Here is a 15,652-nt window from a genome sequence, read left to right as displayed (position 1 = left end):
ACCGCCGTGGCATTACCTCCTCGTCATCCGCCTCCGCGTCGCGGGCAAGTGCCCGTAGACTCCATCCCAGCGATCCGCCACGGTGGGTCGGCAAGGTGCGGTAACAGGGAGGAAGCGTCGTCGTGAGCAGCAGGCCATCCCGAGGCGCTGCTCGCCTCGCAGCCATACTCGACGCCCTCCCCGACGCGCTGTTGCTCGTCAACTGCAACGGCACCGTCGTCAACGCCAACACCATCGCGCTGGAGACCTTCGAGGCGCCGGGCACGGCCCTGGTGGGGCGCGGGCTGCTCGATCTGCTGCCGTCCTTCGACTCCAAGCGGATCCCGGGGTCCATGCGGCGCCGGGACGAAGACATCGCGGCCGACCGGACGAAGCCGACGCGGATGGTCGCGCGGCGCACGGACGGGACCGAGCTGCTGGTCGAGGTGACCAGCGCCAATCTCGAGGACGGCCGCACCCCGTACGAGTCCGCCTTCGAGGCCGCCTACGCCGACCACCGCAATGGCTATACGGGCGATGAGCTGCTGATGCTCGTCGTGCGCGATCTGACCGGGACGCTGGACACCGAGACCGAGCTGGCCCGCCAGCAGCGGCAGACCGAGATGATCCTGCGGGCCGCGGCCGAGGGTGTGGTCGGGGTCGACGCCGAGGGCCGGGTCGTGCTCGTCAATCCGTCCGCGGCGCAGATCCTGGGCTATCGGGCGAGCGAGCTGGGCGGCAAGGAGCTGCATCCGCTGATCCACCACTCGCGCGCCGACGGCTCGGCGCTGCCGTGGGAGGACACGCCGCTGGCCGACACCCTCAAGTCCGGGCGCAAGCACCGGGTGCGCAACCAGGTGCTGTGGGCGAAGGACGGGCGTTCGGTGGCCGTCGATCTGACGACGGCGCCGGTACGGGACGGCGATCAGCTGGTCGGCGCGGTGATGACGTTCACCGACCGGCGGGCCTTCGATGCGCTGGCAGCCCGGCAGGCCCAGCTGCTCGCCGTGCTGGAGCAGGCGCTGCGCGGGCCGCTGGAGGAGCTGAAGGGCGAGCTGGGCACGCTCGCCTCCGACCCGGCCGGCCAGCTGTGGCCGGAGGCGAACCAGATCCTGCACCACCTCGCGGCCGGCCACGCCCGGATGACGACGCTGGTCGACAACGTCCTGAGCTATCAGCGGCTGGACTCCGGCAAGGAGAAGCTCAACCGCGCGAAGGTGTCGCTGGACGGCGTGGTCGCGGCGGGCGTGGAGGGTGCGATCGAGCTGATCGGGCCGGGCCGGGCACAGTTCGCGGTACACGCCCCGCCGATAGAGGCGGTGGTGGACGCGGAGCGGCTCGCGCAGGCGCTGTCGCATCTGATCGCGGATGTCGCGGGTGTGGACTCCACGGGCCGGATGCCGGTCGGTGAGGGTGCCATGGGCGCGGGCGGGCGTACGGGGCCGGTCCCCGGCGACTCGACGATCGTGGTGGCGGCGGCCAAGCGCGGTGATGTCGTACGGATCGAGGTGCGCGGGCCGTTCGGCGGCGGGGACCCGGTCCATGAGCCGATCGTGCACGGGATCGTGCGGCAGCACGGCGGGCTGATGCAGACGCATGAGGTGCCGGGCGGCGGGCCCGGTGCGGGCGGCAGCGCGTATGTGCTGGAGCTGCCGGTGGCGGCGGACGACGCGGCGACGGCGGACGGCGCGGCGGCCGGCGCGGACCGGCTGGCCGAGGCCACCGGCAACGAGACGACGGTGATGCCGGTTCCGGCGGCGCATGCGCGCGGTACGCAGGGTGCCGCGGCGGGCGCGGGCAAGGGTGACCGGGGGCCGGACGACGAGGGTGGCGAGGGCCACTCGGGTGGTGACGGTGGCACCGGCGGGGCCGGTGAGTCCCTCGGTGCCGGCGGTGCGATGGTGCCGGCCCAGGCGGGCGGGGCGCAGCCGGCCGGTCGCCGGCGGGCCCGGCGCTCGGGCACGGAGCAGGGCGCGACCACGGGCGGACCGGCCACGGGAGCGGGCAATGGCCCCGAGGCCGGTGTTCCGCATGGTGCCGTGGGTGAGGGCGCGCAGGGTGAGGCACGCCCGGGGGCTGCCGACGGCGGCCCGGTCGCGCATCCGCAGCACGGTGGCGCACCGGGCGGTACGCAGGACGGCCGGCCTGGCGCGGACGGTACGGGGCTGCCGCCGGGCATGGCGGGGGCCGAGGCCGTACCGCCGACCGGACGGCGCCGGGCCCGGCAGGGAACGTCCGAGGGCGGCGGGCTGCCGGCGCTCCCGTCCGGCACGAGCCAGGCGCCCGAGCAGCAGACGGGGCGCGGCCCGGCGGGCGGGGCGGGCGGGGCGCAAGGACCTGCGGCGGGCACGCCGGCCGCGGGCACACGGGCCACAGGCACACCGGCTCCGGCACCGGCTGCCGCCTCCGGAGCCACTCCGGTTCCCGCGCGGCCGCAGATTCCGGGCCAGCAGATTCCGGGTGAGACCCCGGCTCCGGGTCGGACCCCGGCTCCCGTTCCGCCCCCGGCCGCGCCCCAGGCGCACGTACCGGGCCAGGCTCAGGCGCCCGGTCAGCCCCAGGCCCTGGGCCCCGTGCAGCCGAGCGGCCGGCGGGCGCGCCGGGCGCTGGCCGAGGCGCCCGAGCGGACCGCGCAGGGCGAGCGGGCCCAGGCGTCCGCCGCCTCCGGCGCTCAGCAGTCGGCCGGTGCCCGTACCGCCTTCGCGCTGCCGCCCGCCGCTGCGGACCGGCCCCCTCAGCCCGCACAGCCCGCGCAGTCCTCGCTGCCGGCGCTGCCCGCGGCCGTCGACCAGGTGCCCGCGCAGGCCGCCGGTCCGCAGGACGGTGCCGGGACGGGGCGCCGTCGTGCGCGTCGGCCGGTGGCCGAGGGACCGGACGGTACGGCGCCCGCCGGACAGCCCGGCCACGAGCTGGAAGCGGCCGCCAACTCCCCCGATCCGCAAGGCGATTGGGACGGCGAGCCGACCGGCAGACGGCGGGCCAGGCGGGCCGCCGCCGAGGAGCGCGCGGCGGCCGCGATGGCCGACTCCGAGTCGTCCGGCACGTTCGTGGCGGGCCCGGAGGGGCTGGTGGCGCAGCCCACCGAGCCGGCCGAGGAGACCGGTACGGCGACCGGCACGGCGCCCGGGATCGCCCCGGCGCCGGACGGCAGCACGCCCGACGCGCCCGCCGCACCCCAGAGCCCCCAGCCGCCCGGCGCACCGGCCCCCACCGGCCGCCGGCGCGGTCGCCCCAGCCCCGCCGAAGAGGCCCCGGGCCAGGCCCCCGTAGCCCCGCAGGGCGGGCCCGCCGCCGCCCCGCACCGTCAGCCGCTGCCGCCCGCCGCCGAGGACGACGGCAACGGGCGGGCGTTCAGCGTGCGCACGCTCGGGCAGGGCGTGCCGTTCGCCCAGCAGATCGCCGACCAGCAGCGTCCGCCGGCGCCGCCCGGCAGCACCCCGCCCGGCGGTACGTCCGCCGGTTCGGGCCGCCGCCGTAAGCTCGCCGCGCCCCCGCAGGAGGGCGAGCGCGCGACGGCGGCCGAGTCCGCACCGGCCGAGGCGCGCCCGCACCCGGGCGCCCAGCAGCCGCAGCCCAAGCCGCAGGCCCCGGGCCAGGCCGCCGCCCCGCCCAAGCCGCAGGCCCAGCCGCAGCCGCAGCCGCATCTGATGGACACCGGCGAGGGCCGGGCCTTTGCGATCTCCGCGCCCGACGAGGGCAGCGAGGGCCCGGAGCCGCTGGACGGCCCGAACGGCGCCATAGAGGTGATGAACCGTCAGCCGCTGCCGATGGACGACGAGTTGCCGCCGGAGCCGCTGGACAACCCGCGCCGGCTGCTGGTCTGGCCGGCGCCGGATGTCGCCACCCAGCAGGCGCTCAGCGACCGCGGCTACCGCCCGGTGATCGTCAACTCCCGCGAGGAGGTGGACGCGCAGATCGCCGCGTACCCCGCGGCGCTCTTCGTCGACCCGCTGACCGGGCCGATCACCCGCACCGCGCTGCAGTCGCTGCGCCAGGCGGCGGGCGCGGCCGAGGTCCCGGTGCTGGTCACCGCCGGTCTGGGGCAGGCCACCCGGGAGGCCGCGTACGGCGCGGACCCGGCCGTCCTCCTCAAGGCGCTGGCCCCGCGCGACAGCGAACAGCACCCGCCGCGGGTGCTGTTGATCGAGCAGAACGACGCCATCGCGGGCGCCCTGACCACGTCGCTGGAGCGGCGCGGGATGCAGGTCGCACGGGCCGGCGCGGATACCGACGCGGTCACCCTCGCGACCCAGATGCGGCCGAATCTGGTCGTGATGGACCTGATGCAGGTGCGCCGCCGGCGAGCCGGCATCGTCGACTGGCTGCGCGCCAACGGGCTGCTCGACCACACACCGCTGGTCGTCTACACCTCCGCCGACATGGACCCGGCGCAGCTGCCGCGGCTGGCCGCCGGCGAGACGGTGCTGTTCCTCGCGGAGCGCTCCACGAGCGCCGAGGTGCAGGCCCGGATCGTCGATCTGCTCGCCAAGATCGGCACGAACTGACGCGTGGTGGGGACCGGTGCTCCGGCCCCCACCACCGGCCGCCTCACGCCAGCAGCGTCACATCCAGCTCCCCGTCCGCGTACTGCCTGCGCAGCACCTTCTTGTCGAACTTGCCCACGCTGGTCTTCGGCACCGCGGGGATCACCGCCCACCGCTCCGGCAGCTGCCAGCGCGCGATCCGCTCACCGAGGAACGCCTTCAGCTCCTCGTAGCCGATGGTCGCGCCCTGGGTGAGCACGACGGTCGCCAGCGGCCGCTCGCCCCACTTGTCGTCCGGTACGGCGACGACCGCGGCCTCCGCGACATGCGGGTGCGCCATCAGATGGTTCTCCAGCTCGACGGAGGAGATCCATTCGCCGCCGGACTTGATGACGTCCTTGGCGCGGTCGGTCAGGGTGAGATAGCCGTTGGGGGTGATGGTGCCGATGTCGCCGGTGCGCAGCCAGCCGTCGGGGCTGAACTTGTCCTCGGGGCACAGCGGTTCGCCCTGTGCGCCGCCGTAGTAGGCGCCCGCGATCCACGGTCCGCGGATCTCCAGCTCGCCCGCGGCCTCGCCGTCACAGGGCAGTTGCTCGCCGCCGGGGCCGATCAGCCGCGCCTCGACGGAGGCGGGGAAGCGGCCCTGGGTGGCGCGGTAGGCCCACTCCTCCTCGCCGCTGGCGCCGGCCGGCGGATGGGAGACGCTGCCGAGCGGTGAGGTCTCGGTCATGCCCCAGGCGTGCACGACGCGGATCCCGTGCCGCTCCTCGAAGCCGCGCATCAGGGCGGGCGGGCAGGCCGATCCGCCGATGACGACCGTGTGCAGACAGGCGACATCTCGCCGCTTGGCGTCCAGTTCGGCGAGCAGTCCCTGCCAGATGGTGGGCACGGCGGCGCCGACGGTGGGCCGTACGGTCTCGATCATCTCGGCGAGCGGGGCGGGCTGCAGAAAGCGGTCCGGCATCAGCAGCGAGGCGCCCGCCATGAACGCGGCGTGCGGCAGGCCCCAGGCGTTGACATGGAACATCGGCACGACCGGCAGCGTGATGTCGCGTGAGGTGAGCGCGAACGCCTCGGCGGTGTTGACCTGCATCGAGTGCAGATAGAGCGAACGGTGGCTGTAGAGCACGCCCTTGGGGTCGCCGGTGGTCCCGGAGGTGTAACAGAGCGCCGCGGCTTCCCGCTCGTCGGTCTCCGGCCAGTCGTACGTCTCCGGGCGCCCGGCGATCAGCTCTTCGTAGTCGTGCACCCGCGCCTGCGCGCCGTCGAGGACCGACAGGTCGCCGGGGCCGACGACGACGATGTGCCGGAGGTTCGGCAGCTGCGGGAGCAGCGGGGCGAGCAGCGGCAGCAGGGTGCCGTTGACGAGCACGACCCGGTCCTCGGCATGGTTGATGATCCACACCAGCTGCTCGGCGGGCAGCCGCAGATTGAGCGTGTGCAGCACCGCCCCCATGGAAGGGATCGCGAGATACGCCTCCATGTGTTCCGCGTTGTTCCACATGAGCGTGCCGACGCGCTCCTCGTCGGCCACGGACAGCTCGTCGCGCAGCGCGTGGGCCAGCTGTGCGGCCCGGTGGCCGATCTCGGCGAAGGTGCGCCGGTGCGGGTCGCCGCCGGTCCAGGTGATGACCTGCGACTCACCGTGGATCGTCGATCCGTGGGTCAGGATTCGCGAGACGGTGAGCGGTACGTCCTGCATCGTGCTGAGCACCGGGTGCCTCCGCTTGGTTACGGACGGGTAGTGGTGCTGCGATTGTCGGCGCATACCGCTTGGTATGTCACGCCCCCGGCGATGTGTTCTTGCCCGCTCCCGACCTCGCGGCCGGGCTCGTTCACCCACAGGGATGGCCTTCCGGCCAGGTTGCCCGTAGGGCATCAAGCCGGAACAGCACGCTGACGATCACCTGGTTACGTGGTTACCCCTCCTGACAGGAGCGTCATATGCGCCCCCACCTCGGCCGCTGCCTCGCCCTTGCCGCCCTGGGCGGTGCCGGCGTGCTCGCCTGCGGCGTCGCCCAGGCCGCACCCAAAGCCGCACCCCAGGCCGCACCCCAGGCCGCACCGGTCCAGCGGCCCTCCGGCGGCGGCGCGCCGCTCGGCCGCCCGCTGTTCGGCGGGCCGTTCGATCCGGTCGGTGGCAACGGCGGCGGAGTGGTCGCCGGCGGCGGGCGGCTGGTGGTCACCAGGGCGGGCGGCGGGGCCTGATCGCGGCGGCGGGGCCTGATCGCGGGCGGCCGACCGCCCGTCACGTCCGCGGCTCCACCGGCGGCGGCTCCACCGTCGGCGCCACCGCCTGGAGGACCAGTACCGACAGATCGTCCTCGACCGGGCCGGTGCCGAAGTCGTGTGCCGCGCGGCGGACATGCTCGGCCAGGGCCTTGGCGCCCAGGCCCACCCCGTCCCGCAGCACCTCGATCAGTCCGTCGTTGTCGTCCAACTGCCAGTTGCCGCAACGGCGTTCGGTGACGCCGTCGGTCACGCACAGCAGCGTCTCGCCCGGTGCGAGGGCGAAGGAGCTGGCGCGGAATTCGGTGCCCTCGTCGATACCGAGCAGCATCTGCGGCTCGGAGGCCGGCTCCACGGCACCGTCGGTGAACATGTGCAGCGGTGGCGGGTGGCCGGCGCTGGCGACCGTACAGCGGGCGCCGGCGATGCCCGGGTCGACCTCCAGCTCGCCGTAGAGCAGGCTCAGAAAGCGGGAGCTGGCCTGTTCGCCGCCCAGCTCCACCGCCTCCGCGCTCTCCTCCGCCATGGCCAGATTCAGCCTGCCGAGCACCGACTCGACGCCATGGCCCTCGCGGGCCAGCAGCCGGACCAGGTGGCGGGCCAGACCGGTGACGGACATCGCCTCCGGGTCCTTGCCCTGTACGTCGCCGAGCAGGAAGCACCAGCGGCGGTCGCCCATCGGGAAGACGTCGTAGAAGTCGCCGCCGACGGTCTGGCCCTCGCCGTGCGGCTCGTAGACGATCGCCGTGTCGACGCCGGGAATGCTGGCCAGCGAGGCGGGCAGCTGCCGGCGCTGGAGTGCCAGGCTGATCGTGGTCTGCCGGGTGTACTGGCGGGCGGTGAACACGGCCTGGGCGACCCTGCGCGCCACGTCCTCGACCATCCGCACCACGGTGTCGGTCATCTGCAGCTGCCCCGCCCGGCCGAGCAGCAGTACGCCCTGGGCGGTGTCCCGGGCGACGAGCGGGAAGGCCAGCGCCGAGCCGCCGGTGGCATCCGAACCGGCACATTCCGGCCAGGGCCAGGGGGTGCCGGAGGTGCCGATGACGTCGGACGGCGGATCGCGTTCGAGGTCGGCGCGGAGCGGATTGATCCGCCGCTCGTCGACATGCCAGACGCGGGACAGCTGCATACCGCCGCCCTCGGTGGTCAGCCAGATGGCGCACCAGTCGGCGAGCCGGGGCACCAGCAGCTGGGCGGCGAGCGCGGTGACCATCTCCTGGTCGAGCTGCCCGGCCAGGAGTTCGCTGGTCTCGGCGAGAAAGGACGGGCCGCCGCGGTCGGCCCACTCGGCGGCGTACCCGTGTGGACGGCCGCGCCGGCTCACTGGGTGGGTCAGACGTACGGGCGGCTCGGGCCCGGGCCCCGCGCCTGCGGATCCGGGCTCGCCCTCGGTGCCCTCCAGGCGGAACCAGACGGTCTTCACCGCCGGGCGGTAGGTCACGCCCCAGGACTCCGACAGCGCGCTGACCAGCTGAAGGCCGTACCCCGGCTCTCCGGTACGGGCGTCCACCCCGCCGCGTACGCGCCGGGCGGGGTGGCGGTCGGAGACCTCCACCACCACGCCGATCTTGGCCGGGCCGCGCTCTCCGTCGACCTCGGCCGGCGGGCGGCCGTGCTCCAGCCGGCAGGCCACATCGATCTCGGTACCGGCGTACATCACGGCATTGGTGACCAGCTCGCTGGTGAGCAGCACCGCGGTGTGGATGAGCTCCGAGCTGATCGCCGCCGCCCCGGGGCCCGCGGTGGCGGGCGGTGCGCCCGCCCGTTCGGTGAGCAGTGCGCGCACGAATTTGCGCGCTCCGGCGGCCGCGAGCTGATTTGCCGGCAGGCCTTTCCGGGACACGGATTCCGTCGCGTACGGGGAGGACAGCGGTGCCACTGCGCCCCCTGATTCCCGGGGAGAAAGTCATTACGAGCGCTTTATACTATGTCATATCTGCCCAAATGGATCACTCTGCTCGACTGGCTCTCTCCACATCGATCACTGGGGGGTTGGTGCGCCATGGCTCTCGACCCGACCCGGCCCGAGTCTGTTTCCCCTCTCTCAGAGACCTCACAGACCCCACAGACCGCGGAGTCCCCGGAGCCCCTGGAGACCACCCCGGCCCCCTCCGCGCCCCTCCCCGACGGCGACGGCCAGTGGGTACGCACCACCGAGCTACGACCGCTGCTCGCGGCGCTGCACGCACTGCGCGACGGGGACTTCAGCACCCGCGTGGAGACCTCGCAGTACGGCGCGTCGTCGGACGGTGTGCTGGCCGACATGGCTGGCGTCCTCAACCAGATCGTCGCCCGTAACAGCCATCTGGCCTCCGAGCTGCAACGCGTACGGAGCGAGATCATCCGGCAGGGGCGGCTGGACGAGCGGATCTCCGCGAGCCCCGGCCCGGGGACCTGGACGACGAACGTCGAAGCGGCCAACACCGTGCTCGAAGCGCTGGTGGTGCCGCTCGCCAAGGCCACCCGGGTACTGGACGCGGTGGCGGACGGCGATCTGACCCAGCATGTCGATCTGCACGACGGCACCCGCCAGCTCCGCGGCGATCTGCGCCGCCTGGGCAGCGGGGTGAACCGCATGGTCGACCAGCTCTCGCTGTTCACCGGCGAGGTCACCCGGGTGGCCCGCGAGGTCGGCACCGAAGGCCGGCTGGGCGGCCGGGCCAAGGTCCAGGGCCTCTCCGGCGACTGGCTCCATGTGACCGAGGCGGTCAACACCATGGCCTCACGGCTGACCGCGCAGGTGCGGGACATCGCGGTGGTCACCACGGCGGTGGCCCGCGGCGATCTCACTCAGCAGGTGACGGTCGAGGCGACCGGCGAGCTGCTGGAGCTGAAGCTCACCGTCAACAAGATGCTGGACCAGCTGCGGGCCTTCGCCGACGAGGTCACCCGAGTGGCCCGCGAGGTCGGCACCGAGGGCCAGCTGGGCGGCCGCGCGCAGGTCAGAGGCGTCTCCGGTGTCTGGAAGGACCTCACCGACAACGTCAACTTCATGGCGTCCAACCTGACCTGGCAGGTCCGTAACATCGCGCAGGTGACCACGGCGGTGGCCAACGGCGACCTGAGCCAGAAGATCACCGTGGACGCGCGGGGCGAGATCCTCGAACTCAAGTCGACGATCAACACCATGGTCGACCAGCTCTCCGCCTTCGCCGACGAGGTCACCCGAGTGGCCCGCGAGGTCGGCACCGAGGGCCAGCTGGGCGGCCGCGCGCAGGTCAGGGACGTCTCCGGGGTCTGGAAGGACCTCACCGAGAGCGTCAACTTCATGGCCGACAACCTGACGTCCCAGGTCCGCAACATCGCTCTGGTCGCCACCGCCGTCGCGGAGGGCGACCTCGGCAAGACGATCACCGTCGAGGCCAAGGGCGAGATCCTCGAACTGAAGTCGACCATCAACACCATGGTCGACCAGCTCTCCGCCTTCGCCGACGAGGTCACCCGAGTGGCCCGCGAGGTCGGCACCGAAGGCAACCTGGGCGGCCAGGCGCAGGTCAGAGGCGTCTCCGGGGTCTGGAAGGACCTCACAGACAACGTCAACTTCATGGCGCTCAACCTGACGTCCCAGGTCCGCAACATCGCCCAGGTGACCACGGCAGTGGCCAACGGCGACCTGTCCAAGAAGATCGATGTGGATGCCCGCGGCGAGATCCTGGAGCTGAAGGACACCGTCAACACGATGGTCCAGCAGCTGCGGGCGTTCGCGGACGAGGTCACCCGCGTGGCCCGCGAGGTCGGCACCGAAGGCCGGCTGGGCGGCCGGGCCCAGGTCCACGGCGTGTCGGGCGTCTGGAAGGACCTCACCGACAACGTCAACTTCATGGCCGACAACCTGACGTCCCAGGTCCGCAACATCGCCCAGGTCGCCACCGCCGTCGCGCGCGGCGACCTCTCGAAGAAGATCGACGTCGATGCCCGCGGCGAGATCCTCGAACTGAAGACCACGATCAACACGATGGTCGACACGCTGTCCTCGTTCTCCTCCGAGGTGACCCGCGTGGCCCGCGAGGTCGGCAGCGAGGGCCAGCTCGGCGGCCAGGCCCGGGTCGAGGGCGTCTACGGCACCTGGAAGCAGCTGACCACCAGCGTCAACGAGCTGGCGCTGAACCTGACGACGCAGGTGCGCGCGATCGCCGAGGTCGCCAGCGCCGTCACCCAGGGCGATATGTCCGGCTCCATCTCCGTGGAGGCCCAGGGCGAGGTCGCGGCCCTGAAGAACAACATCAACCTGATGGTCGCCAACCTCCGCGAGACCACCCGCGCCAAGGACTGGCTGGAGTCGAACCTGGCCCGTATCGCCAGCCTGATGCAGGGCCACCGCGACCTGGTCGAGGTCGCCGATCTGATCCTGCGCGAGCTGACCCCGCTGGTGAATGCGCAGTTCGGCGCGTTCTTCCTGGCCGAGGCGGGCGCCGAACCGGGCGAGGGGCTCGAACTCATCGCCGGTTACGGCACCGGCCAGCCCGAGGGCCGCCGCTCGCTGCCGCGGCTGCGCCTGGGCACCCCCGGCTGGGGCCTGATCACCCAGGCCGCCATGGAGAAGAAGCGCATCGTCGTCGAAGCCGTACCGCCCGACTACATCACCATCAGCTCCGGCCTTGGCGCGGCGGCCCCCGCCAGCATCGTCATCCTCCCGGTCCTCTTCGAGGACCAGGTGCTGGGCGTTATCGAACTCGCCTCCTTCAGCCGGTTCAGCGAAGTCCACCTCGCCTTTATCGACCAGTTCGTGAACACCATCGGCGTCTCCATCAACACCATCATCGCCAACGCCCGTACGGAGTCCCTGCTTTCGGAGTCCCAGCGCCTCACCGCCGAGCTCCGCCAGCGCTCCGACGAGCTCCAGCTCACCAATGCCGAGCTGGAGGAGAAGGCCGCCCTGCTCGCCACCTCCTCGCAATACAAATCGGAGTTCCTGGCGAATATGTCGCACGAGCTGCGCACCCCGCTGAACTCCCTGCTGGTGCTCTCCCGGCTTCTCGCCGACAACCCCGACAGCCGGCTCTCCCCGCAGGAGGTGGAGTTCGCCGTCACCATCCACCGCGCCGGTTCCGACCTTCTCCAGCTCATCAACGACATCCTGGATCTGTCGAAGATCGAGGCCGGGCGGATGGACGTCCACCCCAAGACCCTGCCGCTGATCAAACTCCTCGACTACGTCCGGGCCACCTTCAAGCCGCTCACCGTCGACCGCGGCCTGACGTTCGACGTCAAGGTCGACGACGATGTGCCCAAGGAACTCTTCTCCGACGAACAACGGCTCCAGCAGATCCTGCGCAACCTCCTTTCCAACGCCGTGAAGTTCACAACCTCCGGCGGTGTGGAACTCATCGTCCAGCGCATTCCGGGCACGGACTTCGAAGAGGAATCCCTGCGCACCGCCGATGACGTCATCGCGCTCTCCGTGAAGGACACCGGCATCGGCATTCCGCCGGAGAAACTCGACGGAATCTTCGAGGCGTTCCAGCAGTCCGACGGCACCACCAACCGCAAATACGGCGGCACCGGCCTCGGCCTCTCCATCAGCCGCGACATGGCCGGGCTGCTCGGCGGACGGATCGCCGCCGAGAGCGAGCCGGGGGTCGGCTCGACCTTCACCCTGTACGTGCCCGCGCGCTACACCGGGGCGCTCCCCGCGCCCAGCCCCACCGCCGCGACCCGCGCCGCGGAGAGCACCGCGCAGGCCGGCTCGGCCCGCCCCGTGCTGGCCCAGCAGCTCGCGACCAGGCCCGCCGAAGCCCCGCAAGAGGCACCGCCGGACACGCAGCGGGATGCCTCGCGCGGCGATGTCTTCCCCGTCGATGAGGAGCAGGAGCTGATCCCCCGTACGGGGACCCGCGCAGCCAACGGCGGCGATGTCGCCTGGCCCGAGACCACCCGCCTCAAGGACTGGCTCAGCGGACGCCCCGGCGAGGTGCTGGCCAATCGCCGGATCCTCATCGTCGACGACGACATCCGCAATGTTTTCGCGCTCACGCATGTACTCGGCCGGGTCGGCATCAGCGTGAAATACGCCGAAAACGGCCGTGAGGGACTGGAAGTCCTCGACCGGACACCGGACGTATCACTGGTGCTGATGGACATCATGATGCCCGAAATGGATGGTTACGAGATGATCAAGGCGATCCGACACGCACCTCGATTCGCCGAGCTGCCGGTCATCGCGCTCACCGCGAAGGCCATGCCGGGCGACCGGGAAAAGGCGATCGAGAGCGGTGCCAACGACTACATCCCCAAACCGGTGAATGTGGACCGCCTGCTGTCCGTCATCTGCCAGTTGCTGGACCCGCAATGCAGCCCCCCGCCTCCGCACCCCGACTCCCCCATTGCCCCCGCACATGACGCCGAGGGCACAGGCCAAGAAGACCCGGGAACGGCGGGGCAGCAATCATGACGACGACACCCGACACCTCGTCCAGCATCCTCATCGTCGACGACATGGAGGAGAACCTTGTGGCGCTGGAGGCGGTCCTGGGCTCCCTCGCCCAAAAAGTCGTCCGCGCGCGTTCCGGCGAAGAGGCCCTCAAAGCGATGCTCCGCGAGGAATTCGCCGTGGTCCTCATCGACGTCCTGATGCCCGGTATGAACGGCTTCGAGACCGCCGCCAACATCAAGGGCCTGGACCAGACGAAAGACGTCCCGGTCATTCTCCTCACCGGCGCATCCGTGGACCCCAATTACGCCTACCGCGGCTACACGGTCGGCGCCGCCGACTTCCTCATCAAGCCCTTCGACCCCTGGCTCCTGCGTACCAAGGTCAACGTCTTCCTCGACCTCCACCGCAAGAACCGCCAACTGGCCGCCCAGGCCGAGCAGTTGAAACGCCTCCTGACAGCGGAGAACCGCCACGTCGGCGAGACACCGGCCCCCCAGGAACCCCAGCCAACCCAGAGCTCCCAGCCAACCCAGAAGTCTCACGCCCCCGAGGCGACGCCGCCCGAACAACCCCCCGTCCACCCGGAGCCCACGGACGACCACGAGCCCGCCGAACCCCCGACAGCCCCACATCCGCCCCTCCCCGAGGCCGGCGACGCCTCCCGCCTGGCAGAGGTGGCCGGCCAACTGGCCGAGGTCGAACTCCTCCTCCGCGAATCCAAGGGCTCCGACCAAAAGGCCCTCGCCGACCGCATCGCCGAACTGGAACTGGCGGTGGGACGGCTGCTGGTGAGCGGGGGGACGTAGGACCGCCGCCAGCGGCGCCGCCCGCTGCTACCCGCGCCCGAACCCCCGCCGGAACCGGCCGCGCCCAGGGCGCTCGGGCGGTCGGGGAATGTACGGCAGGCGGTCCTCGGTCTCGGCCGTACGGCTCCAGGCGCGGCTCGCCGCCGGCCGAACGGTGGTGAGTTCGGAGCGCGGCGCCCGAGCTCCCTCGAACTCGTCCCCGTTCTGACGCGCGATCCTCATCAGATCGGACAGCATCCGCTCCGCCAGGTCCGGCTCCAACTGGACCCCCACTCCTTCGGACCCCCAGCGCAGCACACACTCCGCGGCCCTGGTCAGGCCCTCGTCGGTGGCGGTGGGGAACGCCAGGGCGAGTGAGGCCCGGACAATCTCCACTGCGCTCTCGGCTTGCATCAGGCGCTCTCCCTCACGCTCTTCACGGCTTCCGCCGCCTCACGACTTCCGGGCAACGCAGACCACACAGAGACCGACCAGGGCCGCCGGGCGCATATGGATGCGTGTCGCGTCCTGTGCCTGGCGCAAGCACTCATGCCGGTCGAGCTTGGAGAATTCCTGAGTGCTCATCATGTCTCTGATGATGACTTCCCAGTGATCCTGTGCCTTGGCCCAGTCATTGCGATGGGCGATCCGCACAAAGGCGTCCACAAAGTCCTGTTCGGCCAGCGTCCCGTGAAAGTACGCCCCGACGTAGTCGATCCGGGAGGGCGGCCTGAGCCTGGCCCCCCAGCCGCGCCGTTGGAACAACGTGCTGGACGAGATGGCCTTCACGCTCTGGATACGCGTGGCGATCACATGGCCGGCCACACCACCGATGACCGCCGGCACGGCCAGCCAGCCGATGACCGAAGCCAGCCACAGCAGGGTGTGCTGCGGCGCATCGATCAGGGTGAACGTCCTGTACACCGCACTCGGGCTCGCAGCGCGGACGGCGAAGACGTACAGCAGGGTGATGACTGCGGCGAACGGAAGGCCCGCGTCGATGATCCACTGCGTCAGACCGGCCAGGGCCTTTCTGGAGCGCCACAGCCGTCGCAGTCTTTTGTTCCTGCGCACCGGTGGCAACGCCAGATCCATGGGTATAGGGATCGGGTTGTTCAACTACGCCCCCTGGTGTCTCACCGACACAACTGACGCAACCGCCGCAACTAAGGCATTGCCCGGACACGCCACCGCATACCAGGAGTGATTCTAGGCACTACGCAGCCGCCGGAAACCGTCAATCCCCGGCGGCATCAGGGGACTTGGCGTAACGCGGCAGATTCTGGGTCGTGATCGTCCACTCGCCGATCGTGATGTCTTCGCCGTAGACGAATTCCTTCCGGGTCGCATAGCGGGGCCCAGCCGGGGTCGGGTGGATGTCGGTGAGCACCGCGCCCGAGCCCGTACGGGGGTCGAAGATCGCGTACACGGGAATGCCCAGGAGGGGGTAATCGCGCATCTTGCTCACCCAGTCGTTGTCCGGATTGGACCGGGACACGACTTCGATTGCCGCGACGAGCGTACGCGGATCGAAGGACCCCTCGACCTCCATGTCCGCCTCGGCGATCACCATCACGTCGGGGTGACGCATGATGCCCTCGGACTGGTCCTCCACGTCGGGAGTACCCGTGTGGGCCACCAGGTCTTCCGGCATCACCTTCTCAAGGCGTTTCCGGACACGCAGCGTGGTCAACTCGTGGGGTCCGACGGGCGCCGTTATGTCGTGGACAATCCCTTCCTTCGTGACCTCGAACTTGCCTGGAAGGGTGTCGTCCATGGACTGAACGAACTCCCGCATG

At 71.4% G+C, this 15,652-nt stretch carries 9 protein-coding genes; 4 read left to right on the top strand and 5 right to left on the bottom strand.

The genetic code is table 11. From position 1 onward, the window contains the following. Nucleotides 1-122 precede the first annotated feature (122 nt). Entirely contained in the window at nucleotides 123-4,484 is a 4,362-nt protein-coding gene (locus KI385_RS23985) for a PAS domain-containing protein (protein WP_238574199.1), read from the top strand. 43 nt (nucleotides 4,485-4,527) lie between these two features. Here the strand turns inward: KI385_RS23985 and KI385_RS23980 are convergent, their stop codons facing one another. Beyond that, nucleotides 4,528-6,177: a long-chain fatty acid--CoA ligase gene (locus KI385_RS23980; protein ID WP_238574198.1), complete on the bottom strand. Its 1,650-nt coding sequence runs from the start codon at nucleotides 6,175-6,177 to the stop codon at nucleotides 4,528-4,530. A gap of 230 nt (nucleotides 6,178-6,407) precedes the next feature. Between KI385_RS23980 and KI385_RS23975 the strand changes: the two genes are divergently transcribed. Next, complete coding sequence (locus KI385_RS23975) at nucleotides 6,408-6,671, top strand: hypothetical protein (RefSeq protein ID WP_238574197.1); 264 nt, start codon at nucleotides 6,408-6,410, stop codon at nucleotides 6,669-6,671. Between the two features lie 40 nt (nucleotides 6,672-6,711). Here KI385_RS23975 and KI385_RS23970 read toward each other — a convergent pair whose 3' ends face one another. Further along, complete coding sequence (locus KI385_RS23970) at nucleotides 6,712-8,538, bottom strand: SpoIIE family protein phosphatase (RefSeq protein ID WP_238577824.1); 1,827 nt, start codon at nucleotides 8,536-8,538, stop codon at nucleotides 6,712-6,714. 159 nt (nucleotides 8,539-8,697) lie between these two features. Between KI385_RS23970 and KI385_RS23965 the strand changes: the two genes are divergently transcribed. Together KI385_RS23965 and KI385_RS44230 are read left to right on the top strand one after the other, a co-directional pair. Then, nucleotides 8,698-13,086: a HAMP domain-containing protein gene (locus KI385_RS23965; protein ID WP_238574196.1), complete on the top strand. Its 4,389-nt coding sequence runs from the start codon at nucleotides 8,698-8,700 to the stop codon at nucleotides 13,084-13,086. After that, nucleotides 13,083-13,874 carry a response regulator gene (locus tag KI385_RS44230; protein WP_342593468.1) on the top strand — a complete coding sequence of 264 codons (792 nt, stop codon included), beginning with the start codon at nucleotides 13,083-13,085 and terminating at the stop codon, nucleotides 13,872-13,874. The genes KI385_RS23965 and KI385_RS44230 overlap by 4 nt, the downstream gene beginning before the upstream one ends. Nucleotides 13,875-13,901: 27 nt before the next feature. Here KI385_RS44230 and KI385_RS23955 read toward each other — a convergent pair whose 3' ends face one another. From KI385_RS23955 to KI385_RS23945, 3 genes are all read right to left on the bottom strand, one after another. After that, the gene (locus KI385_RS23955) at nucleotides 13,902-14,267 is read right to left on the bottom strand and encodes a hypothetical protein (protein WP_238574195.1); all 366 of its coding nucleotides are present in this window, start codon (nucleotides 14,265-14,267) and stop codon (nucleotides 13,902-13,904) included. A 39-nt stretch (nucleotides 14,268-14,306) separates the two neighbouring features. Then, the gene (locus KI385_RS23950) at nucleotides 14,307-14,972 is read right to left on the bottom strand and encodes a DUF6313 family protein (RefSeq protein ID WP_238574194.1); all 666 of its coding nucleotides are present in this window, start codon (nucleotides 14,970-14,972) and stop codon (nucleotides 14,307-14,309) included. Nucleotides 14,973-15,090: 118 nt separating this feature from the next. Further along, the gene (locus KI385_RS23945) at nucleotides 15,091-15,651 is read right to left on the bottom strand and encodes a Uma2 family endonuclease (protein WP_238577823.1); all 561 of its coding nucleotides are present in this window, start codon (nucleotides 15,649-15,651) and stop codon (nucleotides 15,091-15,093) included. Between the last annotated feature and the right edge of the window lies 1 nt (nucleotide 15,652).

Origin of the sequence: Streptomyces inhibens (assembly GCF_022221585.1) — a bacterium.
GTDB classification, from domain to species: domain Bacteria; phylum Actinomycetota; class Actinomycetes; order Streptomycetales; family Streptomycetaceae; genus Streptomyces; species Streptomyces inhibens.
Note: the sequence above shows the minus strand (reverse complement) of the source record. Positions and strands in the feature narration are given on the sequence as shown.